The 24,255-nt window shown below is 62.2% G+C and carries 28 protein-coding genes; 10 read left to right on the forward strand and 18 right to left on the reverse strand.

The annotated features are described in order from the left end of the window. Positions 1-60 precede the first annotated feature (60 nt). On the forward strand, positions 61-951 hold the full coding sequence (bchL, locus tag Syncc8109_RS07895; protein WP_025362431.1) for a ferredoxin:protochlorophyllide reductase (ATP-dependent) iron-sulfur ATP-binding protein: 891 nt from the start codon (positions 61-63) through the stop codon (positions 949-951). 63 nt (positions 952-1,014) lie between these two features. Here the strand turns inward: bchL and Syncc8109_RS07900 are convergent, their stop codons facing one another. From Syncc8109_RS07900 to psaM, 3 genes are all read right to left on the reverse strand, one after another. Next, positions 1,015-1,965 (reverse strand): protochlorophyllide reductase, encoded by a 951-nt coding sequence (locus Syncc8109_RS07900; RefSeq protein ID WP_025362432.1) that lies wholly within the window; start codon positions 1,963-1,965, stop codon positions 1,015-1,017. A 69-nt stretch (positions 1,966-2,034) separates the two neighbouring features. After that, positions 2,035-2,337 carry a hypothetical protein gene (locus Syncc8109_RS07905; RefSeq protein ID WP_045172960.1) on the reverse strand — a complete coding sequence of 101 codons (303 nt, stop codon included), beginning with the start codon at positions 2,335-2,337 and terminating at the stop codon, positions 2,035-2,037. 139 nt (positions 2,338-2,476) lie between these two features. Continuing rightward, positions 2,477-2,581, reverse strand: coding sequence for a photosystem I reaction center subunit XII (gene psaM, locus Syncc8109_RS07910; RefSeq protein ID WP_025362433.1), 105 nt, complete (start codon positions 2,579-2,581; stop codon positions 2,477-2,479). 83 nt (positions 2,582-2,664) lie between these two features. Between psaM and Syncc8109_RS07915 the strand changes: the two genes are divergently transcribed. Beyond that, the gene (locus Syncc8109_RS07915; RefSeq protein WP_006850429.1) at positions 2,665-3,135 is read left to right on the forward strand and encodes a CRR6 family NdhI maturation factor; all 471 of its coding nucleotides are present in this window, start codon (positions 2,665-2,667) and stop codon (positions 3,133-3,135) included. 4 nt (positions 3,136-3,139) lie between these two features. On the opposite strand, the gene Syncc8109_RS07920 is transcribed toward Syncc8109_RS07915, so the two are convergent. Next, positions 3,140-3,907, reverse strand: a complete 768-nt coding sequence (locus Syncc8109_RS07920) for a sulfite exporter TauE/SafE family protein (protein ID WP_006850988.1) — start codon at positions 3,905-3,907, stop codon at positions 3,140-3,142. Between the two features lie 27 nt (positions 3,908-3,934). Here Syncc8109_RS07920 and Syncc8109_RS07925 point away from each other — a divergent pair, with 27 nt between their 5' ends. Next, positions 3,935-4,651: a lipoate--protein ligase family protein gene (locus Syncc8109_RS07925; RefSeq protein ID WP_045172963.1), complete on the forward strand. Its 717-nt coding sequence runs from the start codon at positions 3,935-3,937 to the stop codon at positions 4,649-4,651. On the opposite strand, the gene Syncc8109_RS07930 is transcribed toward Syncc8109_RS07925, so the two are convergent. Then, entirely contained in the window at positions 4,609-5,871 is a 1,263-nt protein-coding gene (locus Syncc8109_RS07930; protein WP_006850578.1) for a site-2 protease family protein, read from the reverse strand. The two genes, Syncc8109_RS07925 and Syncc8109_RS07930, sit on opposite strands and share 43 nt — an antisense overlap. Before the next feature lie 50 nt (positions 5,872-5,921). Between Syncc8109_RS07930 and Syncc8109_RS07935 the strand changes: the two genes are divergently transcribed. Continuing rightward, the gene (locus Syncc8109_RS07935; RefSeq protein WP_045172780.1) at positions 5,922-6,593 is read left to right on the forward strand and encodes a phosphoribosylanthranilate isomerase; all 672 of its coding nucleotides are present in this window, start codon (positions 5,922-5,924) and stop codon (positions 6,591-6,593) included. An 11-nt stretch (positions 6,594-6,604) separates the two neighbouring features. Here the strand turns inward: Syncc8109_RS07935 and folE are convergent, their stop codons facing one another. The 6 genes from folE to Syncc8109_RS07965 all read right to left on the reverse strand — a co-directional run bounded on the left by folE (position 6,605) and on the right by Syncc8109_RS07965 (position 11,898). Continuing rightward, a complete protein-coding gene (folE, locus tag Syncc8109_RS07940; protein ID WP_006850274.1) occupies positions 6,605-7,354 on the reverse strand; it encodes a GTP cyclohydrolase I in 750 nt (249 codons plus the stop codon). 9 nt (positions 7,355-7,363) lie between these two features. Continuing rightward, the gene (locus tag Syncc8109_RS07945) at positions 7,364-8,071 is read right to left on the reverse strand and encodes an SDR family oxidoreductase (protein ID WP_006851006.1); all 708 of its coding nucleotides are present in this window, start codon (positions 8,069-8,071) and stop codon (positions 7,364-7,366) included. A 24-nt stretch (positions 8,072-8,095) separates the two neighbouring features. Next, positions 8,096-9,085 carry an acetyl-CoA carboxylase carboxyltransferase subunit alpha gene (locus tag Syncc8109_RS07950; RefSeq protein WP_006852062.1) on the reverse strand — a complete coding sequence of 330 codons (990 nt, stop codon included), beginning with the start codon at positions 9,083-9,085 and terminating at the stop codon, positions 8,096-8,098. 19 nt (positions 9,086-9,104) lie between these two features. Beyond that, positions 9,105-10,145: a long-chain acyl-[acyl-carrier-protein] reductase gene (locus Syncc8109_RS07955; protein WP_006850195.1), complete on the reverse strand. Its 1,041-nt coding sequence runs from the start codon at positions 10,143-10,145 to the stop codon at positions 9,105-9,107. Positions 10,146-10,259: 114 nt separating this feature from the next. Beyond that, positions 10,260-10,979: an aldehyde oxygenase (deformylating) gene (locus Syncc8109_RS07960; protein WP_006849641.1), complete on the reverse strand. Its 720-nt coding sequence runs from the start codon at positions 10,977-10,979 to the stop codon at positions 10,260-10,262. Between the two features lie 76 nt (positions 10,980-11,055). After that, the gene (locus tag Syncc8109_RS07965; protein WP_006851067.1) at positions 11,056-11,898 is read right to left on the reverse strand and encodes a creatininase family protein; all 843 of its coding nucleotides are present in this window, start codon (positions 11,896-11,898) and stop codon (positions 11,056-11,058) included. Positions 11,899-11,972: 74 nt separating this feature from the next. Here Syncc8109_RS07965 and Syncc8109_RS07970 point away from each other — a divergent pair, with 74 nt between their 5' ends. Genes Syncc8109_RS07970 through pgeF form a run of 3 tightly spaced genes read left to right on the forward strand, consistent with a single transcriptional unit; the run spans position 11,973 to position 14,907 of the window. Further along, positions 11,973-13,220, forward strand: coding sequence for a S1 RNA-binding domain-containing protein (locus Syncc8109_RS07970; RefSeq protein ID WP_025362435.1), 1,248 nt, complete (start codon positions 11,973-11,975; stop codon positions 13,218-13,220). Then, complete coding sequence (locus Syncc8109_RS07975; RefSeq protein WP_006849654.1) at positions 13,217-14,101, forward strand: Tab2 family RNA-binding protein; 885 nt, start codon at positions 13,217-13,219, stop codon at positions 14,099-14,101. The genes Syncc8109_RS07970 and Syncc8109_RS07975 overlap by 4 nt, the downstream gene beginning before the upstream one ends. An 11-nt stretch (positions 14,102-14,112) precedes the next feature. After that, a complete protein-coding gene (pgeF, locus tag Syncc8109_RS07980; RefSeq protein ID WP_006850360.1) occupies positions 14,113-14,907 on the forward strand; it encodes a peptidoglycan editing factor PgeF in 795 nt (264 codons plus the stop codon). Between the two features lie 3 nt (positions 14,908-14,910). On the opposite strand, the gene Syncc8109_RS07985 is transcribed toward pgeF, so the two are convergent. Genes Syncc8109_RS07985 through hemH form a run of 6 tightly spaced genes read right to left on the reverse strand, consistent with a single transcriptional unit; the run spans position 14,911 to position 21,399 of the window. Beyond that, entirely contained in the window at positions 14,911-16,572 is a 1,662-nt protein-coding gene (locus tag Syncc8109_RS07985; RefSeq protein ID WP_006851448.1) for an NAD(P)/FAD-dependent oxidoreductase, read from the reverse strand. A gap of 22 nt (positions 16,573-16,594) precedes the next feature. Then, complete coding sequence (locus Syncc8109_RS07990) at positions 16,595-17,785, reverse strand: hypothetical protein (protein ID WP_045172964.1); 1,191 nt, start codon at positions 17,783-17,785, stop codon at positions 16,595-16,597. 33 nt (positions 17,786-17,818) lie between these two features. Next, positions 17,819-18,043 carry a GIVxVP protein gene (locus tag Syncc8109_RS07995; protein WP_006850038.1) on the reverse strand — a complete coding sequence of 75 codons (225 nt, stop codon included), beginning with the start codon at positions 18,041-18,043 and terminating at the stop codon, positions 17,819-17,821. Beyond that, positions 18,036-18,383 (reverse strand): hypothetical protein, encoded by a 348-nt coding sequence (locus tag Syncc8109_RS08000; protein WP_006850601.1) that lies wholly within the window; start codon positions 18,381-18,383, stop codon positions 18,036-18,038. Before Syncc8109_RS08000 ends, Syncc8109_RS07995 begins: the two co-directional genes overlap by 8 nt. After that, positions 18,380-20,167 (reverse strand): biosynthetic-type acetolactate synthase large subunit, encoded by a 1,788-nt coding sequence (gene ilvB / locus Syncc8109_RS08005; protein WP_006850027.1) that lies wholly within the window; start codon positions 20,165-20,167, stop codon positions 18,380-18,382. Before ilvB ends, Syncc8109_RS08000 begins: the two co-directional genes overlap by 4 nt. A gap of 56 nt (positions 20,168-20,223) precedes the next feature. Beyond that, positions 20,224-21,399 carry a ferrochelatase gene (gene hemH, locus Syncc8109_RS08010; RefSeq protein WP_006850158.1) on the reverse strand — a complete coding sequence of 392 codons (1,176 nt, stop codon included), beginning with the start codon at positions 21,397-21,399 and terminating at the stop codon, positions 20,224-20,226. A 72-nt stretch (positions 21,400-21,471) separates the two neighbouring features. Between hemH and Syncc8109_RS08015 the strand changes: the two genes are divergently transcribed. The 3 genes from Syncc8109_RS08015 to cobO are packed head-to-tail and all read left to right on the forward strand — an operon-like array spanning position 21,472 to position 23,979. Further along, the gene (locus Syncc8109_RS08015) at positions 21,472-22,626 is read left to right on the forward strand and encodes a site-specific integrase (RefSeq protein WP_025362437.1); all 1,155 of its coding nucleotides are present in this window, start codon (positions 21,472-21,474) and stop codon (positions 22,624-22,626) included. Positions 22,627-22,659: 33 nt separating this feature from the next. After that, complete coding sequence (locus Syncc8109_RS08020; RefSeq protein WP_006851251.1) at positions 22,660-23,292, forward strand: class I SAM-dependent methyltransferase; 633 nt, start codon at positions 22,660-22,662, stop codon at positions 23,290-23,292. A 21-nt stretch (positions 23,293-23,313) separates the two neighbouring features. Next, a complete protein-coding gene (cobO, locus tag Syncc8109_RS08025) occupies positions 23,314-23,979 on the forward strand; it encodes a cob(I)yrinic acid a,c-diamide adenosyltransferase (protein WP_006852046.1) in 666 nt (221 codons plus the stop codon). 18 nt (positions 23,980-23,997) lie between these two features. Here cobO and Syncc8109_RS08030 read toward each other — a convergent pair whose 3' ends face one another. Beyond that, a complete protein-coding gene (locus tag Syncc8109_RS08030; RefSeq protein ID WP_006849675.1) occupies positions 23,998-24,192 on the reverse strand; it encodes a hypothetical protein in 195 nt (64 codons plus the stop codon). Positions 24,193-24,255: the final 63 nt, after the last annotated feature.

Raw genomic sequence — 24,255 nt, forward strand, 5'->3', positions numbered from 1 at the left:
CCAACCACTGCACATCTCCTGCTGTTGAATGAAACTGACTTCTCTTGCACAGGTCGCCGAATGACCACGACTCTGACGCGACCAGCGGACGGCGAAGGCAGCGTGCAGGTCCACCAGGACCCGGAAATGAACATCCAGGAGGAGACCCTGGTGATCGCGGTTTATGGCAAAGGCGGGATCGGCAAATCGACCACCTCCTCGAACTTGTCAGCCGCCTTTTCCAAGCTGGGCAAACGGGTGCTTCAGATCGGCTGCGACCCCAAGCACGACAGCACCTTCACCCTCACCCACAAGATGGTGCCGACGGTGATCGACATTCTCGAGGAGGTGGACTTCCACAGCGAAGAGCTGCGGCCTGAGGATTTCGTCTTCACCGGCTTCAACGGGGTGCAGTGCGTCGAAAGCGGCGGCCCACCGGCGGGCACGGGCTGCGGTGGCTACGTGACTGGGCAGACCGTGAAGCTGCTCAAGGAACACCATCTATTGGAAGACACCGATGTGGTGATCTTTGATGTGCTCGGCGATGTGGTGTGTGGTGGTTTCGCCGCCCCGCTGCAGCACGCCAACTATTGCCTGATCGTTACGGCCAACGATTTCGATTCGATCTTCGCGATGAATCGCATCGTTCAGGCAATTCAAGCCAAAGCCAAGAACTACAAGGTGCGGCTTGGTGGCGTTGTTGCGAACCGCTCGGCAGACACCGATCAGATCGACAAGTTCAACGATCGCACCGGCCTGCGCACCATGGCCCATTTCAGGGATGTGGATGCCATCCGGCGATCCCGACTGAAGAAATGCACCATCTTTGAAATGGATGATGCCGATGAAGCCGTGCAAGCGGTGCAGAACGAATATCTGCGGCTGGCCCAGAACATGCTCGACAAGGTGGAGCCGCTCGAGGCCACTTCCCTCAAAGACCGCGAAATCTTCGACCTGCTGGGATTCGATTGACCCTTGATTTGATCGACAAAGCCCCGGCAGCTGCAACCGGGGTCTTTTTGTGAAGAGCTCAGCTCAAAGGCCAACGAGTTTCATCGAAAGCTCCCACACCCGGCGGGCTGTTTCTGGATCTGTGGCCTTGTCCGACAGTTCCTGGCTGAACTGCTGACCATCCTTCTTCTGGCGGTTGCCCCAGCTCCAGTGCACCCCGGATTCGGCAAAGTCGGGATTGGCCACCACATCAGCCACCCGTTCTCCCGCCAGGGCCTGGGAGACATAGCCGCCGGTGATGTTTTTCTGAAACCAGGGGAAGATCGTCTGGAAGGCCTTGGGGGTGTTGCGGAACAACGGGGTATCAGCCACACAGCCCGGGTAGAGCGACGTGAAGGTGATCCCCGTGTCCCCGTGAAGACGGCGATGAAGCTCCTGGGTGGTGATCATGTTGCAGAGCTTGCTGTCTTTGTAGGCCTTGCCGGGCTTGAACGGCTTGCCACTGGCCATGGCGACTGGGTCTTTGAACCCGGCCTCAAAACCTGAGAGGTCCCCCAGATCTGCCGGCGCAGGGATCGGAATCTTCCCCCCCAGCTCCTTGGAGTTCGCCGTTACGGTACCCAGGATCACCACCCGCTTGGAGGGGTGAGTGGAGGCCTGGAGCCGACCCAAGAGCAGCTGCACCAGCAGGAAATGGCCGAAGTGGTTGGTGGCCATCGAGATCTCGTAGCCCTGGGGCGAACGCTCCGGCTGCTTCAGCTTCGGCTTGTACACGGCTGCATTGCAGACCACGGCATCCAATCGCTCGGGCAAGGCATCCGCCGCCTGACGCACACTGTCGAGATCACCCAGATCCATCAACACGTGCTTGAGCCGGTCTTTCGGGAGATCCAGCTCATCCGCCGCTGCCGCGGCACGCTGCGGGCTGCGGTTCGCCGTGATCACCGTCCAACCCCGCTTCACCAAGGCGCAGGTGGCATTCAGGCCCACACCGGAGGTGCTGCCGGTGATCAGAACGGTGCCGGGCGTGGACATCAAGATAAGGCCAGGAAGGCTGCCAGTCTGCCGGTCAGCACTCAATCCCAACGCCGCTGGTCACGAATCTCAGCGCCAGATCACGCGCAGACGATTGGGGGCGATCCACTGATCCTGCTCGCTTATCAGACGCTTCTCTCCACCGATGCTGAACAGACGATCGAAGCGTTGTTGAAGCGTTTCCAATTTGGCCGACTCAATCGAAACGACCGCCGCGATTTCACTGTGGCGATCCATGCGTTCCTGATAGGCCACCGATAGGCGGATCAGGCTCACAGCTCCCAACAGAACAAGCCCCGCCTTGGCCGCCAAGGCGAGAAGGCTGCACTGCAGTTCCTGCTGGTCGGTCTGCCGCTGAATCTCCGCAGCCATGCTGGCTGCATCCGTGCGGGGAGCTGATCTTTGAACCTGACTGGCGGTCACCGCATCAGCACGAACATCCGCTTGTAACGCAATCCGTTCGAAGTGCCAAGACCAGCTCTACGCCCGTTGATCTGGGCTGCCTTTGAAATCAGGCCTCGTAAAGGCTGATGGATAGACGAAGAGCCAGAACAGCGGCATGGGCAGCCACCACGAGGGCAATGAACACCTCAGGTGCAGACAGAACGGTTTCCATGGGAGCCATGCATCAAACGGTCCCATTCTTCTCTGAGGGAAGGGCTGCAGGCCATCATTCGCAAAGGCCTGTCACACCAGCCCATGGATCCGGTTCTGATCGATGCCCCTGCCATCCGCGCGTTGGATCTACGGCCGCTGGAGATCTGGAGCACTCAGCCGCTGGATGCACTGCTCAGTCAGGGGCCGGTGCTCGAGCTTCGTTTCGATTGGCCCCGGGCGCAGGATGACCCACGCGAACTGCCGGAATGCCCCGAGCCTCGGCTCTGGGCCCTCCGGGCCGACGCGCGCTACCCCTGGCTGCCGCTGTTGCTTGAACGCGACCAGGGCAGCCTGATTCGCCATGTGGCCCTGGTGGTGCCCCACAGCTTCAGCCGCAGCGAAGGCCTGCGTTTTGACCCGGAAGCCTTGGAGCCCTGGGTAACGCATCGATTGATGGTGTTGGACGACCTCTGCCAGCGAGAGCTCGGACGCCCGATGCGGGGCAACCTCTCCCAGATGGCTGCAGCCCTGGGCTATGAGCTGGATGCGGGATTTTGGAGCCTGATGAGCTGACCAGTCAGCTCAGCCAAAGCTGCAGGGCTCGCCTGGAGCTGTCGATCGCCAGGATGATGGCGAGCACCCGCAGACAGCGCACCAGTAGGGCCGCATCAAACTGATCGAGACGGCTGGCCGTCCACTGCGCAGCGATCGCTGCCACCGCTCCCAGCAGCAGGCCCATCAGAGGAACGCCGCGTCCTTCATGCAGGAACTGGAGGGATGCTGCGCTGGCCGAGCAGAGCACCGCCACCGTGCTGAGCCGCACGGCCTGATGAATCGGCACAGACATCGGACCGCTCATCAGGGGCACCATCACAAGCCCCCCGCCCAGGCCCAACATCCCAGCGGTCCAGCCAGCGATGCAGCCCACACCTGCCAACTGCGGAGCGCGGCTGTCATCAACGTCATCATTGGCATCCGCCTCGGGCCGTTCGCGAACACAGAACGCCAGCACGATGTACATCAGCGTCTGCATCGCCAGCAGAATCCAGCCCGCTGCCAAACCGGCCAAACCACCGAACAGCAGTGCCGAGCCAAAGGCTGCCAAGCCGATGGCGAGTCCCGGCCAGGTCGGCAGCCGGCCCTGGCGCAGATGGGTGATGGTGCCTGCCAAAGCCGTGGGCACAATGGCGAAACTGCTGGTGGCCAGGGCCTGATGGGGCGGGAGATCAAGCCAGAGCAGGAGCGGGGCAAAGATCAAGCCTCCGCCGATCCCCAACAACCCGGCCAAGCCCCCCGCCAGCAGGCCCAAGGCGATCAGGATCGGCACATCCCACCAGGGCACCATGGCGTGCGATCGATGCTTTCCTCCAGCATGCCCGCAACCGGGCGTTTGCTCCCCACCCAGCAAGCGGATGGACACACCCAGATGGCTTTGGATGCCTGGCTTCTGAAGCGCAGCAACGGTCCGGTTCTGCGTTTTTACCGCTGGAATGGGCCCTGGCTCTCGCTGGGACGCCATCAACACCAATGGCCTGGGCACTGGAATGATCTGGCTCGACGCGGCCGCATCAGCCTGGTGCGACGCCCTAGCGGAGGTAGGGCCGTGCTTCATGCGGGCGGTCTCACCTATGCCTTGATCTGGCCGGATGCACCCCGGCGACGCCAGGAGGCTTACAGCCAGGCCTGCCAGTGGTTGATCGATGGCTTCCAGGATCTAGGGCTGCCGCTGCACTTCGGTTCCGATCCGGCGGGTGCTGAAGCCAACAACTGTTTCGCCTCGGCAACGATGGCCGACCTGGTGGATCCGTGCGGCGTCAAACGGGTCGGTAGCGCCCAGCGCTGGCAGAACGGTCGCCTGCTTCAACACGGTGAAATTCTGCTGGATCCCCCTGCTGAGCTCTGGGAGGAGGTGTTTGAGGAAGCGGCTCCAGCAGCGGCTCCAGCCCGCATCAACCGGCTGGAGCTGGATCAGCAACTGCGCCAGAGCCTGGTTCAATCCTGGAGCCGTTGCCCTTGGCAGATGCAGCCCCTAAAGGCTGACGAAGTTCAGGAGTTGGAGGTCGAGCTGGCGTCCGGCTCTGCGCTCTGAGCCTGCATCGTCTGCACCATCTGGGGAAGCATCGCCAAACCCAGGGGGTATCCATTGCGCTTGCGCGCCTCATCGAGGATCGCGGGGGGCAGGGTCACCCCGAGCCGCTTCAGCACCGCATCGCCTACATCCATGCGGTCAAGGGTGCCGGAAGGAAGGCCCGCAGCACTCGTAACCAATAGGCGTCCCTGGGAGGCCGCCTCCAGGGCCGGCACCGCCTCCGCCAGGGGAGCCGAACTGGCGATGGACGGCAGTTCAGCGAGGGGGCGCAGATGATCCTCGAGGCGCTGTTGGTCCCATTGCTGCACCGGCAGAAGTTTCAGGGGTTGATCGTCAATCCAACCCACCCAACGGCCGCTTTTGCAGACGAGCACCCAATCGGCAGGTCCCTCCGCCTCGCTGGCGGTCAGCCGCAGCTGACTGAGGCGTCGCAAGGTCTGATCCGCCTCCAGCACGCGGAAACGTTTGCCTGCTGCACCCTCCACCTTCAACTCCCGCAGCACCGTCTGCAACTCCAGCATCTGGGTCTGACTGCGGTTGGCACTCAGGCCGAACCAACCGATCAACATCAGTAGGAGGCCGTTGATCCCCCACCCCTGCCAGAGCAGAACACCGCCCAACAGGATCATCAGCATCGACAAAGCGCGTCCAGACGCCGATGCCACCTGAACGCCTTTCTGCTGACTGCCGCTCAGCTGCCAGACCAAGGCCTTGAGGATCAGCCCGCCATCGAGGGGCAGCCCGGGCAAGAGATTGAACAAGCCGAGCATCAAGTTGAGCAAACCCACCTGGCTCAACAACTGTGTGGCCAAGGGCTGGGTGTCCGACAGCGCTGCAGCCCCTGCCAACATCCCAAAGGCCAGCACCAAACTCACGATCGGGCCAGCAGCCGCAATGCGCAGATTGCCCATTGCGGTAGGGCATTCCTTCTCCACCCGCGCGATGCCACCCAGATGAAACAGGGTGATGCTCAAGACCTTCACCCCTTCTCGCAGGGCCATCAGGGCATGGCCCAATTCATGCAGCAGCACGGAGCTGAACAGCAACAAGGTGGTCAGCAATCCCAGTCCCCAACTCGCCGTTACCGAGGCCGTGGGCGCGTAGCGGGATTGAAACAACGTGGTGAAGATCGCCACGGCAAACAACCAGCTGGGCTGGAGCCGCAGGGGAATTCCGCCAATCTTGAGCACCTGCCAGCCCTCTCCCACCGCCAATCCCATCGTGTGCCGCTGCTGCGGACTGTCATCCACGATCCTAGGGAGAGCAACCCATGCAGCCCTTGCGTGATCCCCGCCCCACTCCAGACCTCAAGATCTGTGGGATCACCGACCCCGAGCAGGCTCAAGCCATCGCACAGATGGGCGTGCAGGCGATTGGTGTGATCGGCGTTCCCGCCACCCCACGCTTTGTGGAACCAGCCATGCGCAGGGCCTTGTTCCAGCTTCTGGAACAACAGCACCCCCAGCTGAATCGCGTTTGGGTGGTGGCCGATCCCGACGATGCCGCACTCGAGGAAGCGCTCAATGGAGCTGGGCAGCCCTCCGTGGTGCAGCTGCACGGCAGTGAGTCAGACGAACGCTGCCAACGCTTGAAACAACGCTACCCCGGGCAGCAGTGGTGGAAAGCGTTGCGAGTGCGTGAACCCGAAGATCTCAACCAGCTCGAGCATTACGCGGCCCATGTGGATGCTTTGCTGCTCGATGCCTGGACCGCGGATCAACTGGGCGGCACCGGGCACCGGATCCCTCTTGATTGGCTGGCTGAAACCGAGCTGTCTGTGCCGTGGTGGCTGGCAGGAGGGGTGAGTGCGGAGTGGGTTCCAGAACTACTCAGTCGCGTCACGCCTCAGGGCCTCGATGCCTCCAGCCGGCTGGAAGAACGACCGGGATGGAAAAACCTCGACAAGGTTCGAGCCCTTGTCGAGGCCGTGAAAGAGCGTTGAAACGCAGCTGATCAGGTGCTGAGCAGCGCTTCCTGCTGACGCACCAGCTCAAAGAACTCCTGTTTGAGACTGGGATCGTGGCGGAAATCGCCGCGCACCACGGAGTTCACCATGCTGGTTTGGGGCTCTTTCACGCCACGCCACTTCATGCAGTAGTGCTGCGCCTTGATGATGATGCCGAGACCCTGGGGCTCACAGAGCTTCTCGATTTCGTCGGCAAGGATCATCACAGCCTCTTCCTGGATGTGAGGGCGGGAGAAGACCCAATCAGCCACGCGGGTGAATTTGGAGAGACCGATCACCCGGGCACCAGGTTTGATCCCGATCCAGCAGTTGCCCATGATCGGCACCAGGTGGTGTGAACAGGCGGAACGAACCGTGATCGGGCCAACGGTGTAGATCTCATCCAGCTGTTTCACATTGGGGAAGCTGGCCACTTTGGGCTGCCGGTGGTAACGCCCCTTGAACACCTCCTGGAGGTACATCTTGGCGACGCGCTCCGCCGTCTCATGGGTGTTGTGGTCATTATCGATATCGATCACCAGGCTGCGCAGCAGGTCGCGAACCTTGTCTGCAACTTCAACCTGAAGGTGATCTAGCTCACCCGGCTGGAGGTGATCAGCGATGTTGTCGTTCGCCAGGAAGGAAGCACCCGCTTCCCTCAGGCGCTCACGGATGCGTGCTGAAACCTGGGTATTCAAGCTGCCATTGCCGTTGCCGTTGGCGACGCCGTTGGAAACGAAAGGGACTGTGGAGGTCATAGTGTTCGTTCAGAAGGCGCCGGCGGCCGGCATAAGGGTGAGGTCTTCGATCAACTGGTTGCTGGGTTGCATCGCCAGATTCGCCAGTGTTTCTGCCGCCTGATCGACAGAGAGCATGGCACGACGATCGAAATCGCTTTGTACGGTTTCCGCGTCCCACAGTGGTGTGTTCACGGCCCCAAGAGTGAGAGTGCAGGCACGAATGCCGTTGCTCCGTTCCTCTTCCGCCAGGCAGCGAGTGAAGCTAGCCAAGGCAGCTTTACTGACGCAATACGCACCCCATTGAGGGAAGGCATTGCGGGCGGCGTGGCTGCTGATGTTGATCACCAGTCCACCGTTCTCACGCATGGCGGGAACAACAACAGAACAAACCTGCATCACGCTGGTGACATTCAGCTGTAGCAGCCATTGCCAACGCTCGATCGGCATGGCCAATAGATCCCCGGTGTAGGCCGCACCCGCGTTGTTGATCAGCACTGAAGGGGTCTCACCCTGCTGCAACAAGCCAGCCATCGCAGCTGCGATGCCATCAGGTTGAGTCAGGTCGATGGCAGCAGAGTCCACAGAAACACCTTTGGAGCTGAGCTGAGCACTCAGCTGCTCCAGTTGATCAGCGCTACGGGCGGTTAGCAGCAAGTCCCATCCTTGATGAGCCAGAAGCTCAGCAGTTCGGCGACCTATGCCTCGGCTCGCACCTGTGATTAGAGCCGTTGGCAAAAACCGTTAGCAAACCACGACACCTTAAGCGGCTTTGTCGACATCCTGTGACGTTTTTTCAAGGAACCGCCCCATGGCCCTGAATTTGGAGTAGCGAGCCTCGCGCAGTTGCTGTTCCGAAAGGCTCAGCAGTTGGTCGAGGTGACGCTCGATCGCCGCCCGAAGGTTTTCTCCAGCATCCAATGGTGCCCAGTTGTTGCCACCGGAGGGCTCTTCGAGCACCTCATCCACCACCCCAAGCTCCAGCAGATCCCTGCCGGTGATCCGCAAGGCTGCCGCCGCATCAGGCGCTTTAGCCGCATCACGCCAGAGAATGGAGGCGCAGGCCTCAGGGCTGGCAACCGTGTAGACGCTGTGCTCGAACATCAGCAAGCGATCGGCCACCCCGATGCCCAAGGCACCGCCGGATCCGCCTTCACCGATCACGGTGGCGATCACCGGAACGCGCAATCGGAACATCTCCCGCAGGTTGACGGCGATCGCTTCGCCCTGGCCCTGCTCTTCGGCCTCAAGGCCGGCATAGGCCCCTGGGGTATCGATGAACGTGAGAATCGGCAAGCGGAATCGATCGGCATGATCCATCAACCGCATGGCTTTGCGGTATCCACCCGGAGCCGCCATCCCGAAATTACGGGCGACGTTCTCTTTGGTGTCGCGGCCTTTCTGATGGCCGATCAACATCACGGGTCGATCTCCCACCCGGCCGACACCGCCGATCAAGGCCTGATCGTCGTTACCGCGACGATCGCCGTGCAGTTCAACCCAGTCATCGCAGAACATCTGGATGAAATCCAGCGTGCTCGGACGCTGCGGATGACGGGCGACCTGAATTTTCTGAGCGGGAGTCAGCCCCTGAAAGATCTCCTGACGCCGACGGGCCGCGAGGCTTTCCAGTTGCTGGAGCTGCTGCGAGACGTCGACTTCCGAATCTCTGGCCAGCTGACGTATCTGCTCAATCTGCTGCTCCAGCTCGACGAGCGGTTTTTCGAACTCAAGCAGGGGGCGACGGGGCATGGCTCTGGCTCTTCAAAGGTCAGGCAGCAGTGGCCTGCAGGTTGGGTTGAAGGTTCAAGGTGCTGAACCCATGGCGCACCGATGCCGCACCGATGAAATCCATCTTCTCGAGGGTGATGTTGTTGCGCCCCCAGCTGAAGTTGGTGTGGCAGCGCTCAAATTCGAGCAGCATGGCTTCAGCAAAGCAGGCAAACATCTGGCGCTGAGGCCGCTCCATCTCGGCGATGGCCATCATCGACCAGCCGATGTCGCGGCAGAACTCAACGATTCCACCCTTGAGCACGTGGATGCCACCACCGGCAACCTTCGTATCGAGATTCTTGGGATAGCCCCCATCAATCATCAGACAGGGCTTCTTGAGGCTGTCTTGATCGATCTCAAGGGTGCGGGGCATGCTTGCCACCCAGACGACCACATCGGCCTCAGGTAGGGCCTCATCGAGCGACAAAATCCGTCCACCGCCCAGTTCCTGCTGAAGATCAAGCAGCGGTTGCTGCTGACGCGCCACCAGCAGAAGCTCACCGACTCCAGTGCGCGCCTGCAGCCAACGACAGACGGCGGAGCCGATATCACCAGTGGCACCAACGACGGCCACCTTGGCTTTGCTGAGATCGATCCCAAGACTTGGAGCGTTGTTCTCCACCTGACGGCAGATCACCCAGGCCGTGTGGGTGTTTCCGGTGGTGAAACGCTGCCAATCCAGGGTGGTGCTCCGCACCGTCTGGTGCTGGAGCAGGTTGAAATTCTCGAAAATGATCGAGGTGAAGCCACCCAGGGCAGTGATATTGATGCCCTTCTTCTGAGCGAGTTCCATGGCGTTGAGAACCTTGCGCCTGGCCGTTTTGAAGCGGCTCAGCATCTCGGGTACGAAGCAGGAGTCGATGTAGGCACCCTCAATGGTCGTTCCCACTGGACTGGTGACTTCCACGTGCTCAACGAGCTGCGGAGGTGCACTGCACCACACATCCAGATCACCGTCGGCAATGTGATCGAACCCGAGTTCCATCGCCTTGCGGCGGGCAGCCTCAAAACTCGTTGAATGTCCGATCAGACCAAACATGTCTTACCGCTGACGTCTCAAAGAACACCTCGAACAACCATGCTCCCATGGCAACCGGTATCGACGGCAACGTGCCTGTCGATAAACCGGCGTTGGATCAAGCCCTGAAACGGGTCAAACAGCAAGCGCTGCTGCGGCCATGCGGGCGATGTCGCGGGAGGTGAAGCCGATTTCACCCAAAGCTTCCTGGTAAGCGATCAGGAAGTCTTCGATCAGATCTTCCTTCTCCATGTGAAGGACGGCAGCATCAGCAGCCACGTCTTCCAGCATCGAGCGGATGAGGGGAAGGTTGGCTTTGTTGGCCTCGAATAGTTCGTCCTTGCTGGCCTCGAAGTTGGCCTTCAGCCATTCCTGGCCGTAGTTGAGGTGGGTGTATTCGTCCTTCACCACACCCTCAGTGATTTTGCGGGCGAAGGGATCGGCCACAGGGATATAGATGTGATAGGCCGAAATGGCGAATGCTTCGATCAGCAGGGCCTGAATCAGCAGGCAGGTGACCACCTTGCCCTCCTTAAAAGCGGCCTGAAAATTGCCGTGAAGGGGTTCAAAAAACTTCTTGGCGAAGGGAAGATCGGCTTCAACCCCGAGGTTGCGTCCGCAGGAGGTGAAGCCCTTCATGTGCTTCATTTCCATCCGGGCCAAACGCTTAAGTTCCTCGGCTTGATCTGGGATCAGCGTGCCCAGGGAGATGTAGTTGTCGTGGGCTTCCTGTTCGCCCTCGATAACGATGGCGTTAATCCGGCTGTAGGCGTCTTTGTATGCCTCGGTTGTGAAATCGGGCAGTGCGTCCTGGCCCTCCAGCACGGGTGCTTCAGGTGCATTGAGGGTAGTCATAGGACGCTGTCCACCACGTTCAGTGGGACCGACAATAACCAGTGCCCCAAGAGTTGGTGACACATGCGTCCAAGGTTCAGGACTTGGGCGTGATGTTGGACGATTTGGTTAGGAGACTTTGCGTGGGTGGCCAGTCACTGGCCAAAAGGGTTTGAAAACGCTCCTGCCAGTGCTTGATCAAGCGATCTTGCAGGCAACGTCCCAGATCAGCGGAGGCCTGGCGCGCATCCCCGATCACTCCCGTCGCGCTGAGGTCGTCGGTGAGCCAAGCGCAGGGCGCCGCCCCTTCGAGACTCCAGCCCGCTGGAGGGTCCTGGGCGGAGCCCTGCGCTGGACGTCCATCCACCGGGCGGGCGGATCCAACCAGCTCTGGGGCCATCTGCAGCATCAAGCTGGTTTCGGCTTGGCCGGCATGAAGTCCATGGGCCAACTCCTGCTCAGGCAACAAATCAGCCACCCCCTCCACACCACTCCAGAGGAAGCAGGGCAGAACCGCCAACGATGGGCAGCAAGCGCGCAGCTGTCGGGCTGCCACCTGGAGCAAACCGATCTGGCCGCCATGGGCGTTGAACAGAACCAGGCGCTGCAACCCCATCGCCGCCAGCTGCGTGCCCACCTGGTCGACCAGATCCAGAAGCAGAGGAGCTGAAAGGCTGAGGGTGCCAGGAAAGTTTTGGTGCTCAGGCGAAAAGCCGATGGCCTGACACGGCAGTCGCCAAATTGGCAGAGCTGGCTCAAGCCCACGCAACACTGAATCGAGGATGCCCTCAGCAAAAACAGCGTCCGTCGAAAGCGGCAGTTGGGGGCCGTGTTGCTCACAGGCTCCAAACGGCCAGATCACCGTGGCACCAGGTTGGCTGGCAGCACGGCTGGCCTCGGGCCACGTCAGCTGATCAAATCTCTTGCGGAGCTGGTCCATGTCGTTGCACAGGCACGGGGGTGCTGATCCCAACCCAGCCTGTCAAAATGAGCGATCGACAAGCCCAATGGTCCATGCCCGCAGCCGGCAGTCCGCAGCCCAACCGCCCCAAGGCACCCAAGCCGGCAGCGACGAAACCGCTGCAGGTAATGCAGATCAACCGCCGTGAAGAGCAGGAAAAGCTGGCTCGTGAGGCGGCTGAAGCACGGGCAGCAGCAGAGGCTGCGGCGGAAAAGGCACGCATCCTTGAGGAACGGGCGGGTCTCGCCACCCCTCCGCGACCGGTCCAGCAGGACCCCACCTCTTCTCCAAGAACGGATGACGACGCTCTGTTCGACATGGGCGGCATGGAAGGCATGACCATGGCCGACCTGATGGGCGCGCCTGATCAACAACCCAAAAAGGAGCAGCGCAATCAGCCGCGCAGTGTGGATGACTTCGATTTCGATGAAGAAGCCTTCCTCGCCGCCCTGGACGAGAACGCTCCGGTTGGCACCACTGGTGAGGTGATTAAGGGCACGGTGATCGGCATCGAAAGCGATGGCGTGTACGTGGATATCGGCGGCAAAGCCCCCGGCTACATGCCCAAGAGCGAGGCAGGCCTGGGCGTTGTGACCAACTTCCGGGAGCGCTTTCCCAAGGGCCTGGAGGTTGAAGTTCTGGTGACCCGTGAGCAGAACGCTGATGGGATGGTCACAATCAGCTGTCGCGCTCTTGAGCTGCGCAAGAGCTGGGACCGGGTGAAGGAACTGGATAAACAGGGAAAAGTGGTTCAAGTCATCGTCAATGGCTTCAACCGCGGCGGTGTCACCTGCGATCTCGAAGGGCTGCGCGGCTTCATTCCCCGCTCTCAACTCCAAAACGGTGAAAACCACCAGGAATTCGTGGGCAAGACCCTGGGCGTTGCCTTCATCGAGGTGAATTCGGAGACGCGCAAGCTGGTGCTTTCCGAAAAACGAGCCGCCGTCGCCGAACGCTTCCAGGATCTGGAAGTGGGCCAATTGGTGGAAGGCCAGGTTGCTGCGGTGAAGCCCTACGGCCTGTTCATCGACCTTGGTGGCATCAGCGGACTGCTGCACCAATCAGCCATCACCAATGGCAGCCTGCGCTCGATCCGTGAGGTGTTCGACCAGGGCGACCGCGTTTCGGCCCTGATCACGGAACTGGACCCGGGCCGCGGACGGATCGGCCTCAACACAGCCCTGCTAGAGGGGCCTCCTGGAGAGCTGCTGATCGAAAAAGACAAAGTGATGGCTGAGGCCGCCGATCGCGCCAGCCGCGCCCAGAACACCTTGAAACAGCAGGAGCAATCGGCCGGATGAGCACTGCTGCCCTGACAGCCGCCGAAGATTGGGAACTCGACTTCTACTCCCGACCAATTCTTGAGGCCGATGGCCGCAAGCGTTGGGAACTGCTGATCACCTCCACTCCCGCCGCAACTGGCGATACAGAGCCATTTCGCTTCGCCAAGGTGTGCCCCTCTGGTGACGTGAACTCACTTTGGTTGAGCCAAGCCCTGGCTGAAGCCAAGCAGGCATCCGCCAGCGGGGGCTGGGGTTCGCCCGTGCGATTGCGCTGCTGGCGCAGTTCGATGCGCACCATGGTGCAGCGCGCCGCAGCCGAACAAGACCTCGAGGTGATTCCCAGTCGCCGCACCTTCGCCCTGCTCGATTGGCTTCAACAGCGCGAAAGGGAGGTGTATCCCGAGGAGGAGGGCTTCATGGCGGGCCCACTGGCACCGCCGCCTGCGCCCGTTCCCACCCCTCCGGCACCCCTGCCGGAGGAAGTTCAAGGAGACGCCTGGAGCTGGGCCGCCCTACCTGCGAGCCTGCTGCTGGAGGCATCGGAATGGCCGATGAGTTTCAGCGGGCTGCTGCCTGTGCCCGATGGCATCGACCCCGAGGCCTCTGTACCGGGTCTGCGCCTGTTCAGCCAGAGCCGCTCCGTCGCCATGGCGGGCTGGTTGGGGGGTCTGGAACCCGTGCGGATGATCGTTGAAGACCGCCAGCTGGTGCTGGAGGCTGGTCAGGACGACCGCTGGCTGGTGAGCGACCTTGAGCCGGGCGTCGCCGCTGAAATCTCCGAAGCCCTGGCGACCTCGCAGCAGCAGGTGCGCGGCCTCCAATTCATCGCCATCCAGTCCATTCCCGAAGAACAGACCTTCGGCGGCTTCTGGATGTTAAGGGACATCCCCATGGCCTGATTGCAGGGTTGATGAAAGACGGGCCGTTTGATCGACCAGACAGCCGCTTCAACACGTTGAAGGACTGGACCTGGATCGGTTGTTACGGGGGCTATTACCTCCAGAGCGATCTGCTGCATAAGCAGGGGTTCGAGCACGGCTTCTTCACCCGGCTCTGGCACGGCCGTGGTCCTGATGAACTGGCGGGGTATGTCAGCGCCGGCATCAGCGTCCACCGGCCCCAGCAGATTCACAGTGGGATCGTGCTGAACGCCAGCGACGCCCCTCAGGATCCCTGGCCTGAGGCCGATGGCCTGGTGAGTGATAGCGGGGGCCAGAGCCTCTGGGTTTGCGGTGCCGACTGCACACCGGTTCTGATCGCGGATCCCGGCACCGGGCATGCCGCGGCCTGTCATGCCGGTTGGCGTGGGGTGGCGGCTGGAATCCTGCTCACGGCCCTGGATCGGTTGGTGGAGCGGGGGGCCCGGCGGGAGGATCTGGTGGTTGCCCTGGGCCCGGCCGTCAGCGGCCCCTGCTACCAGGTAGGCGACCAGGTGGTGGAGGCTGTCAGCGCCGCGATTCCCAATAAGGCTTCCTTGTCAGATGCAGGGGCCCTGCTGCCGGATGAGCAACCGGGGCGGCATCGCCTGGACATTCGAACCGCCACCAGAGTGCAGCTCCAGGGAGCAGGAATCCCCAGCGAACGGATCGCCCACTGCCCGCTGTGCACCGTCAGTGAACCCGAGCTGTTCCATTCCTGGCGACGGGATCAGGTGAAAGCCGTTCAGTGGAGCGGAATCGTTGCGCAAGCCCCCGTCTGCAGCTGAAACTTAAACAGGCTTGGTCCCCAGGATCTGGATGGCCAAGGCTTCAGCAGCCCGGATGCCATCGATTCCAGCCGAGAGGATGCCGCCGGCATAGCCCGCTCCTTCACCCGCCGGCACCAGCCCCTTCACATTGAGCGATTCCAACGCTTCATCCCTGGGAATCCGCACGGGCGATGACGTGCGGGTTTCCACGCCGGTGAGCACCGCATCGGGGTGGTCATACCCCTTCAGCTTGCGGGCAAAGGCGGGTAATGCCTCCCGCAAGGCCTCAACGATGGCAGCCGGGAGCAGATCATCCAGATCGGCGGGATGCACACCCGGCTGATACGACGCGACGATGCCACCCAAACGGGTGGAGGGACGGGCAGCCAGGAAATCCTCCAACCGCTGCGCAGGTGCGGCATAACTGTTTCCCCCCAGCCTGAAGGCGCGCTCCTCCAGCTCCCGTTGGAGGGCAATCCCCGCCAACGGATCCCCGGGGAAACGCTCAAATGGTGCCAAGTCATCGGCGTCCAGAGCCACGACCAAACCGCTGTTGGCGTTGCGCTCGTTGCGGGAGTGCTGGCTCATGCCATTGGTCACCACCCGGCCTTCCTCCGAGGTGGCGCCCACCACAAATCCTCCGGGACACATGCAGAAGCTGTAGACGCAGCGGCCGTTCTCGGCATGGTGCACAAGCTTGTACTCGGCCGCCCCGAGTCGCGGATGGCCCGCCGCCTCCCCCCAGCGGGCTGCATCAATCAGATGCTGTGGATGCTCAATCCGTACGCCCACGGAAAAGGGCTTGCGCTGCAGGTGCACACCGATCTGCTCCAGCATTTCAAAGCAGTCGCGCGCGGAATGACCCGGAGCCAGCACCAGATGGCGGCAGGGAATCTCCGTTCCATCGGCCAGCACCACTCCATCGAGTTGATGGGGCTTCGCAGCGCTGCTGTCGCTGAGCTGAAGGCGTGTCACGCGACTGTTGAAACGCACCTCACCGCCCAGGGATTCAATCCGTGCCCGCAAGCCACGCACCACGGTGGCGAGCTTGAACGTGCCGATATGGGGACGGTGCAACGTCAGGATCTCCTCGCTGGCACCACAGGCCACCAGCTCCTCAAGCACCTTGCGGCCGTAGTGCTCGGGATCACTCACCTGGCTGTAGAGCTTGCCGTCGGAAAAGGTGCCGGCTCCGCCCTCACCAAATTGGGCATTGGATTCAGGGTTGAAGGGGCTGGTGCCCCGCCAGAAGCCAAAAGTGTCAGCAGTGCGTTGCTTCACGGCCTGACCCCGTTCCAGCAACAGCGGTCGGAAACCCATCTGTGCCAACAGCAGAGCAGCGAAATAACCGCAGGGGCCTGCCCCCACCACCACGGGCCGATCGCCCGCATCCAGGGGGAAGCCATCGGGGGCATGACTCACAGACCGGTAGCGGGTGTCTGGAGCCAGACGCACCCGGCCTTTGTTGCCAATGCGCCGTAACAGGGCGGCTTCACCCTTCACCTGCACATCTACGCTGTAAATCAGCTGAATCTGGTCGTGACGCCGCGCATCAACACTGCGCTTCACCAGGGTCTGAGCCAGAAGACGATCCGCTGGAATCCTCAAACGCTTGAGCACCGCCTCCTGCAACGCTTCCTCCCCATGGTCGAGGGGTAGCTTCAGTTCACTCAGGCGCAGCATCTCGAGGTCGTCTCCCCAGACCTCATTCGATCAGACCGGCCATGGCCTGGCCAGATGGTGCCAGGCCAGCACGAAAGCGAGAATCACTGGCCACGGCCTTCAGACGCAGACGCTCCCCGCGGCGACGCTGATCAAAGGCCTGGCAAATCGGAACGACCTCCTTCTGATCAGGGTCCAACCAACCCATCGCATTGATGCCCCCGTCAGCGGACAGCGGCAAGGGTGCTGCATCGGCCAAGGCCAACAGCCGAGCTGCATCAAAGCCCGCCCCCGCGAGCAACGACGGAGCCTTGCCGGTGGTCTGCTGGAAGTCCTGTTGAAACTCAGCCCAGGCCGCCCCACGGGCTGGGTGCTGCAGCCCAAGCTGTTGCCAGGGCACCGCGGGCGCATCCTGCAATTCTTCCGCCTCAGTGAGCCAAATCCAGTTCGGCGTCTGCGGTGCACCACCGCCGAAGCGCCCCTGCTGCTGCTCAGCCCGCAGCTCTCGGGAAAGGAGACCGTTCGGAGCATCAGCCACCACAACGGTGGGCACCCAAGTCCAGGCCATGTCGTCCTTAAACCGTTGCAGACGCCAGTTGTCGCTGGGGTCCACCCGCTGGACTGGCTGTGTTTCGTAGCTCTCAACAATGCCGCCAGCGGCCTGGAACAGCTCCACAAAGGCCTTGGAGCTGATGGACTCAAGGGCAGAAGGATCCTCCACCACCATCGCCCGTCCCCAGCCGGCCTCCATCGCCGCCGCCACCATCGCCTTTAGATCCTCCTGACGGGAAGGAACCAGTGGCCAGAGCCGTTTACGGCCTTCCAGCCCGCGCAGGGTGTCCAGCGACTGTCCACGCTGATAGGGGAGCAGGACGGTGAGATCCCGCTCGTCAGCGAAGGCGGCAAAGGCCCGTAGATCCGCAGAAGGGGGAGCCACCAGCAGCTTGAGCTCCGTCGAGGGAATCAACGGCGGATCGGGCGCATCGCCGGAGTTGGTCCCATGCCAGGCAACCTGCGGGAAGGGCTCACCACAGGCCTCAACCGACGCCTGGCCCAAACGAAAGCCCTGGAGGAAGTTGTGCCGCAATTCAGCATCACGCTGCCCCATCGGCAACAGCACCGCGAGCCTTGGGCGGCTGACGCCACTGGCCACGATCGACTGGCAGCCGATGAGCGTGGCTGCAACAACACACCACGACAGCCAAGGCCAACGTCGCCACTGAGGCTTCGACATGGGATCGGAGGGAAGCAACCCGATCCCCGCAAATTAGGGAGAGGGTTCGGACTCGTCTGGTTTTGTCACAGAGGACTCAGAGCCGCCACCCAACTGGGACAGCCAACCCGCCAAAAGCAAGCCAGCACCGATCCCGATGGCCAGGGTCCGATTTTCAGCTGCGGCGCCCTGCCCCCAGGCCGCTGTGGCCAGAAAGGCAGCCCCCAGCAGCAGACAGGGCACCAAGACAATGCCCCGGGCAATGCGGTTATCAGCCATCGACCCCACAGCTGTTGCTGGCCAAACCCGCGGCAATCAAGCTGGTGCTGAGGTCACGCTCAGCACCGATCGGGGTCACCCTGGCCATCAGCTGCCCCTCGCTGGAGCCGACCGGCCGCAGATTGACCTTGCGACGGCGCGGCAGTTCCTGACGCAGCCATGCGGTGGCCTCGACCTCTTGGCTTGCATCAACGGCGGAACAGGCCAGGGCAACGGTGTAGGTGCGGTTGTGATCTCCCACCTGCAGCAGGGAACTGCTGCGCACCTGAAGCACCTCTGCGGCCTGCACCGGCACGGCCCAAAGCAGCAGCAGAACGCCGATTAAGACAAGACGAATCAAGAGGTCGGGGCGTTAAGAACCGGCATGGGAGCCGGAAGGCCCACCATTTCAGCATTGCTTTTGCCCGGGGGAACCATCGGATAGCAGTTCTCACCACGACGCACGTGGATGTCGATCAACATCGGTCCGGGGGCCTTGAGCGCAGCCTCGAGATCACGCTTCAACGACTCCCGCTCGCGGATGTGCACGCCATCCACACCGAAGGAGCGGGCAAGAGCCACGAAGTCGGGCATGCCATTGAGCATGTCGGAAGCCGAATAACGCTCCTCGTAGAAGCTCTCCTGCCACTGACGCACCATGCCCTGCCAGTGGTTGTTGACGATCACCACCTTCACCGGAAGGCCATAAGCCGCCAAAGTTCCCAACTCCTGAATGTTCATCAGGATGCTGGCGTCACCCGCGATGCACACCACCTGACGATCGGGACAAGCAACCTGGGCGCCCATGGCGGCCGGCATGCCGAAACCCATTGTGCCAAGACCGGCGCTGCTGATCCAGCCCCGGGGCCCATTGCGCAGGTACTGGGCCGCCCACATCTGGTGCTGGCCAACGTCCGTGGTGACGATGGCATGCGGTGCCAGCTCGCGAACGGCTAGTAGCACCTCCTGAGGGAAGAGGGGGCCTTCAGTTGGAGGCACGGTGAGGGGATAGGTCTGTTTCCACTCGGCGATGCGCAACAACCAAGGGGACGTGCGGGGTTGCACCTGCTGCTGCAGGCTCAGCTCCACCAAGCGCGCCACGCTCAGGCCCAGATCACCGAGCACCGCCACATCGGGGCGGCGGGTCTTGCCGATTTCGGCCGGGTCAATCTCAAAGTGGATCACCCGGGCCCGGGGGGCGAAGGTATCGAGCTTTCCGGTCACCCGATCGTCAAAACGGGCGCCAACAGCAATCAGCAGATCGCATTCGGTGACGGCGAAGTTGGCATAGGCCGTGCCGTGCATGCCGAGCATGCCCACCGAGAGGGAGTCGTTTTCATCGAAGGCACCCTTCCCCATCAAGGTGGTGGTGACAGGGATCTGATAGCGCTCAGCGATCACCCGAAGGCTGTCGTGAGCACCAGCTGAGATCGCACCACCGCCCACATAGAGCAGCGGACGCTCCGCCTCGGCGATCAGCTCAAGCGCCGACAGGATCGGTTCATCCCGGGGGGGCTGAGGCTTGCGGAAGCCTTTGGGAACAATCGATCCGGGCTCAATCGGCACGTAATCGAACATCTCCTGGCCAACATCCTTCGGGATGTCGATCAGCACGGGGCCCGGACGGCCACTAGCTGCAATCAGGAAGGCCTGGGCAACGATGGAGGCGAGATCGGCCGGATCGCGCACCACCCAGGAATGTTTCACGATCGGCAGGGTGATGCCGAAGATGTCGGTCTCCTGGAAGGCATCGGTACCAATCGCCGGACGCGGCACCTGACCGGTGATCACCACCATGGGCACCGAGTCCATCTGGGCGGTGGCGATGCCGGTCACCAAGTTGGTGGCACCAGGCCCCGACGTGCCGAAGCAAACGCCCACCTTGCCGGTGGCACGCGCATAGGCATCGGCCGCGTGGGTGCCGGCCTGCTCATGCCGCACCAGGATGTGCTTCACCCAGCCCTCGCTCTCGGCGATGTGGAGTGCGTCGTAGATCGGGAGAATCGCGCCGCCGGGGTAGCCAAAAATCGTATCGACGCCATGGCGCCGCAACGCATCCATCAGGGCCGTTGCCCCAGTCATTCTCTGGCCACCGTGACCGGCTTGCTGCCCAGTGACGGCCGAAGACGCTGAGGTGAGAGTCACAGAGGCGACGGGTCATTGACCCCAAAGGTTAAGGGCCCGCAGCTCCCCTGGCTTGGTCAGAGCAAGCCGAGGGCGTGCAGAGGGCCTTGACCACTGATCAACTCGAGCAAAAAGGCCGAAAAACCAACCATGGCCAGACGGCCGTTCCAAACCTCGGAACTGTTGTTCCAACCCCATTCCCACTTCTCCTGGGGATAGAGCTTCACCTTGTTGGGCAGCTCCGCCGCCGCATCGAGACTCACCTCTGGGCCCTGCAGGCTGGTGGCCACGAGATCCGCCAATCCCTCGATGAAGGGGGCATAGGTGTCGAGAGCGCGCACCCGACGAAAATTCACCACACCGGCTTCAGTGGCCAACTCCCGGTATTCGATGTCGATTTCCTCAAGCGTCTCGATGTGTTCGCTGACAAAGCTGATCGGCACCACCACCAGATCGTTGGTCTTGGCTTGACCCAATTCCTCAAGGGCCTCCTCGGTGTAGGGCTTGAGCCACTCCACCGGACCCACACGGCTTTGGTACGCCAGGGTGAAGGGGTTCTCATGGCCCACCTGAACGGCCAACTCCTTCATGATCAAACCGGTGCAGGTTTCGATCTCCTTCTGATAGGGATCGCCCGCTTCTTCGACATAGCTCTTCGGCACACCGTGGGCACTGAAGAAGACATGGGCCTTCGTGGGGTCGTCGCTGTTGCGGACCTCTGCCGCGATCAGCTCGGCCATGGCCTTCACATAGCCCGGGTGATCAAACCAGCTGCGGATGCAGCGAATCGGCAACTTCTCAAAGGCCGGATCTGCCTGACGCAGGCGCTGCAGCTCACGGAAACTGGATCCACTGGTGCTGATCGAGAAATGGGGGTAGAGGGGGAGCACCACCACCTCATCCATGCCATCGGCCTTGATGTCCGCCACAGCGGATTCGGTGAACGGATGCCAGTAGCGCATGGCCACGTAGCTGGTGGCATCGATGCCGCGCTGACGCAGCAAGCTCTGGAGTTCACGAGCCTGCTGCTCGGTGATGCGCCGCAGCGGTGATCCGCCACCGATGGAGCGATAGGCCTCCTGCGACTTGCCACTGCGCAGGGTGCTGATCAACCAAGCCAGCGGCTTCTGGAGCGCCGGACTGGGAAGCCGAATGATCTCCGGATCGGCGAACAGGTTGTAAAGAAACGGTCCAACGTCCTGGATACGCTCCGGGCCACCCAGGTTCAGCAGGACGACACCTACGCGAGACATACCGATCAGAACGGTTTTCGGGGGTTGAGCGTAGCCGCCACGGACGCGATGCTTGGTTCCAACGACACATTTATGGAGTTCAAAAGTGCGCTGGAGACCGCCAATGCGCAGCTGGCGGCACAGGGGTCACGCCTGCGCATCGAACAGCGGGGTCGGCGACTGAACCTGCGTGGGTCTCTGCCATTGCGCAGTGATCCGAGCCGGAACGGCCTGCAACGGATCAGCCTGGGGCTGATGGCCGATGCAGCCGTACTGAATCAGGCCATCAGCACCGCTGCCCTGGTGCAACTGCAACTGGAGCAGCGCAGTTTTGATTGGACGCTCTGGTCGGTCTCCACCTCAGCAGCCACGGCCAGAGGCCGTTCGATCGAGATCCAGGCCGCCATCGAGGGCTTCGAAGCAGCCTTTTTTGCCGACCCACGCCGACGCCGTTCCCCGGCGAGCAGTCGCACCACCTGGACCAGTGCCTACTTGCCCTACCTCCGGCGACTGGCGGGTCAGTGCGGTGATCAGCCGCTGGAGCCAGCGCTTCTGATGCAGACGCTGGCCAGTTACGACGACGGCAGCCGCAGCCGGCAGCAATGCGCCACAGCCCTGGCCGCCCTGGCCCGGCACCTGGAGCTGCCCTTGCCGGAGGACTGGCGCCAGGAGGCCGGCGGCTATGGCCTGCACCGGGCCCGGTTCCGCCAGCTGCCGACCGATCCGCAGATCCTCGAGGCCGCAGGCCGCATCCCCAATCCTCAGTGGCGCCTGGCCTTTGCCCTGATGGCCACCTACGGCCTGCGCAACCACGAGGTGTTCTTCTGCGATTGCTCCTCCCTGGCACCGGGCAGAGATCAGGTGCTGCGGGTGCTTCCCACCACCAAAACCGGTGAGCACCAGAGCTGGCCGTTCCACCCCGACTGGGTCGAGCACTTCGGGTTGCAGGAGCTTGCGAAGAATCCGGCCGCTCTGCCAGCCATCCAGACCGATCTGCGGCGCACCACCCTCCAGCAGGTGGGACGACGGGTGAGTGAGCAGTTCCGCCGCTACGACCTACCGATTACCCCCTACGACCTGCGCCACGCCTGGGCGGTGCGCACCATTCATGTCGGCCTGCCGGACACCGTCGCCGCCAGGATGATGGGCCACTCCGTGACGATCCACACCCGCACCTATCACCACTGGATCACCCGGCGTGACCAGCAACAGGCGGTGGATGCAGCTCTGGCCCGGCAATCGGCCTGACAACACTCTGCCTGCCCTTTTTGCACATCAAGGATGACATCGTTTCTGAGGCCGCTGGCCTACCGCTACCGCTGGATTTACGACATGGTCACGGCGGTGTCGTCTCTGAGTGTTGGCGGGGTGGAGCGCCTGCGGGGCCTGGGGCTCGAAGCGTTGCAGCCCCATCTCAAGCCCGGCGCGGCGGTGCTGGATCTCTGCTGCGGCAGTGGCGAAGCAGCGGCCCCCTGGCTGGCGGCGGGCTACGCCGTGACGGGACTCGATGTCTCCCCCCGAGCCCTGGATCTCGCCGCCCAACGCAACCCCAGCCTGGAGCGAGTGGAAGGGCTGGCCGAAGATCCACCACTGGCCGATGCCAGCTTCAGCGCCATCCAGCTGAGCGTGGCCCTGCACGAATTCCCCCGCAGCGATCGGGAACAGGTGTTGCGCAGTGCCCTGCGGCTGCTGGAACCGGGCGGCTGGTTGGTGCTTGTGGATCTGCATCCAGCCGGGCCTTGGCTGAAGCTTCCCCAACAACTGTTTTGTGCCCTGTTTGAAACCGACACCGCCACCGCCATGCTGGAGGACGACCTCCCAACCGAGCTGGAGCAACTCGGGTTCAGCTGCGTGTGCCAGGAGCTGCTGGCGGGACGAGCCCTGCAACGCATCACTGCCACACGGCCTCGATAAAACCAACAACGCCCCCCTTCCATGAGCACGAACGACCTCGATCAATCCGCCGCGGAACTGGGCATGGGGGGCAAGCTCGCCCCAGAAACCGACGATGCCGGTTACCGCAAACGGATGGAGCGGCGCCAGCAGGTGCAGAAGCAACGGGTGGAGGAACGCAATAAAGAGAAGGGACTGGTGCTGGTGTTCACCGGCCAGGGAAAGGGCAAAACCACCGCCGGGCTTGGGCTGGTGCTGCGCACCCTTGGCCATGGCGAGCGGGTGGCGATTGTTCAATTCATCAAGGGGGGCTGGGAGCCCGGCGAAGCACGGGCACTGGAGGCCTTCGGTGATCAGGTGAGTTGGCATGCCCTGGGGGAAGGCTTCACCTGGGAAACCCAGAACCGAGAGCGGGATCAGCAATTGGTGGAGGCGGCCTGGCAGACGGCCCTGGGCTATCTGCGCGATGCCAGCGTGAAATTGGTGCTGCTCGACGAGCTGAATGTTGCCTTGAAACTGGGCTACATCGAGGCCCGGACGGTGATCGCCGGATTGAACGAGCGACCTGAGCTCACCCACGTGGCTGTGACCGGCAGGGGGGCACCAGCCGAGCTGGTGGAGCGGGCCGATCTGGTGACGGAGATGACCCTGGTGCATCACCCCTTCCGCGAACAGGGGGTGAAGGCCCAGGCGGGCATCGAGTTTTAAGGGTTGAACAATCCAGCCTTAGGCCGCGTCAGCGGCTTCGAGATCATCCTGAAGATGACGGGTGGCTGCGGTTAGCACCGACAGCCCACTCACCAACAGAGCGCGATGCACCACCGGTTCACGCCAGCAGTCGGGATCTTGGCTGGCCCGTTCCAGGGCTGAAAGCGTGAGACGGGCCATCACACCGCTTTGGCTGGCATCGGTCTCTGGCATCAAACAGCCGCGGTTTCCCCATCCAAGCGGCGATCAGAGGCTTGTGCCAGTGCTTGCTACTGT

The sequence above is a fragment of the Synechococcus sp. WH 8109 genome, assembly GCF_000161795.2.
Lineage (GTDB): Bacteria > Cyanobacteriota > Cyanobacteriia > PCC-6307 > Cyanobiaceae > Parasynechococcus.

Bases quoted from the DNA above. Each gene is read 5' to 3' on its own strand.
- bchL (WP_025362431.1), top strand. From the start codon at position 61: ATGACCACGACTCTGACGCGACCAGCGGACGGCGAAGGCAGCGTGCAG.
- Syncc8109_RS07900 (WP_025362432.1), bottom strand. From the start codon at position 1,965: ATGTCCACGCCCGGCACCGTTCTGATCACCGGCAGCACCTCCGGTGTG.
- Syncc8109_RS07905 (WP_045172960.1), bottom strand. From the start codon at position 2,337: ATGGCTGCGGAGATTCAGCGGCAGACCGACCAGCAGGAACTGCAGTGC.
- psaM (WP_025362433.1), bottom strand. From the start codon at position 2,581: ATGGAAACCGTTCTGTCTGCACCTGAGGTGTTCATTGCCCTCGTGGTG.
- Syncc8109_RS07915 (WP_006850429.1), top strand. From the start codon at position 2,665: ATGGATCCGGTTCTGATCGATGCCCCTGCCATCCGCGCGTTGGATCTA.
- Syncc8109_RS07920 (WP_006850988.1), bottom strand. From the start codon at position 3,907: ATGGTGCCCTGGTGGGATGTGCCGATCCTGATCGCCTTGGGCCTGCTG.
- Syncc8109_RS07925 (WP_045172963.1), top strand. From the start codon at position 3,935: ATGCCCGCAACCGGGCGTTTGCTCCCCACCCAGCAAGCGGATGGACAC.
- Syncc8109_RS07930 (WP_006850578.1), bottom strand. From the start codon at position 5,871: ATGGGATTGGCGGTGGGAGAGGGCTGGCAGGTGCTCAAGATTGGCGGA.
- Syncc8109_RS07935 (WP_045172780.1), top strand. From the start codon at position 5,922: ATGCAGCCCTTGCGTGATCCCCGCCCCACTCCAGACCTCAAGATCTGT.
- folE (WP_006850274.1), bottom strand. From the start codon at position 7,354: ATGACCTCCACAGTCCCTTTCGTTTCCAACGGCGTCGCCAACGGCAAC.
- Syncc8109_RS07950 (WP_006852062.1), bottom strand. From the start codon at position 9,085: ATGCCCCGTCGCCCCCTGCTTGAGTTCGAAAAACCGCTCGTCGAGCTG.
- Syncc8109_RS07955 (WP_006850195.1), bottom strand. From the start codon at position 10,145: ATGTTTGGTCTGATCGGACATTCAACGAGTTTTGAGGCTGCCCGCCGC.
- Syncc8109_RS07960 (WP_006849641.1), bottom strand. From the start codon at position 10,979: ATGACTACCCTCAATGCACCTGAAGCACCCGTGCTGGAGGGCCAGGAC.
- Syncc8109_RS07965 (WP_006851067.1), bottom strand. From the start codon at position 11,898: ATGGACCAGCTCCGCAAGAGATTTGATCAGCTGACGTGGCCCGAGGCC.
- Syncc8109_RS07970 (WP_025362435.1), top strand. From the start codon at position 11,973: ATGCCCGCAGCCGGCAGTCCGCAGCCCAACCGCCCCAAGGCACCCAAG.
- Syncc8109_RS07975 (WP_006849654.1), top strand. From the start codon at position 13,217: ATGAGCACTGCTGCCCTGACAGCCGCCGAAGATTGGGAACTCGACTTC.
- pgeF (WP_006850360.1), top strand. From the start codon at position 14,113: ATGAAAGACGGGCCGTTTGATCGACCAGACAGCCGCTTCAACACGTTG.
- Syncc8109_RS07985 (WP_006851448.1), bottom strand. From the start codon at position 16,572: ATGCTGCGCCTGAGTGAACTGAAGCTACCCCTCGACCATGGGGAGGAA.
- Syncc8109_RS07990 (WP_045172964.1), bottom strand. From the start codon at position 17,785: ATGTCGAAGCCTCAGTGGCGACGTTGGCCTTGGCTGTCGTGGTGTGTT.
- Syncc8109_RS07995 (WP_006850038.1), bottom strand. From the start codon at position 18,043: ATGGCTGATAACCGCATTGCCCGGGGCATTGTCTTGGTGCCCTGTCTG.
- hemH (WP_006850158.1), bottom strand. From the start codon at position 21,399: ATGTCTCGCGTAGGTGTCGTCCTGCTGAACCTGGGTGGCCCGGAGCGT.
- Syncc8109_RS08015 (WP_025362437.1), top strand. From the start codon at position 21,472: ATGGAGTTCAAAAGTGCGCTGGAGACCGCCAATGCGCAGCTGGCGGCA.
- Syncc8109_RS08020 (WP_006851251.1), top strand. From the start codon at position 22,660: ATGACATCGTTTCTGAGGCCGCTGGCCTACCGCTACCGCTGGATTTAC.
- cobO (WP_006852046.1), top strand. From the start codon at position 23,314: ATGAGCACGAACGACCTCGATCAATCCGCCGCGGAACTGGGCATGGGG.
- Syncc8109_RS08030 (WP_006849675.1), bottom strand. From the start codon at position 24,192: ATGCCAGAGACCGATGCCAGCCAAAGCGGTGTGATGGCCCGTCTCACG.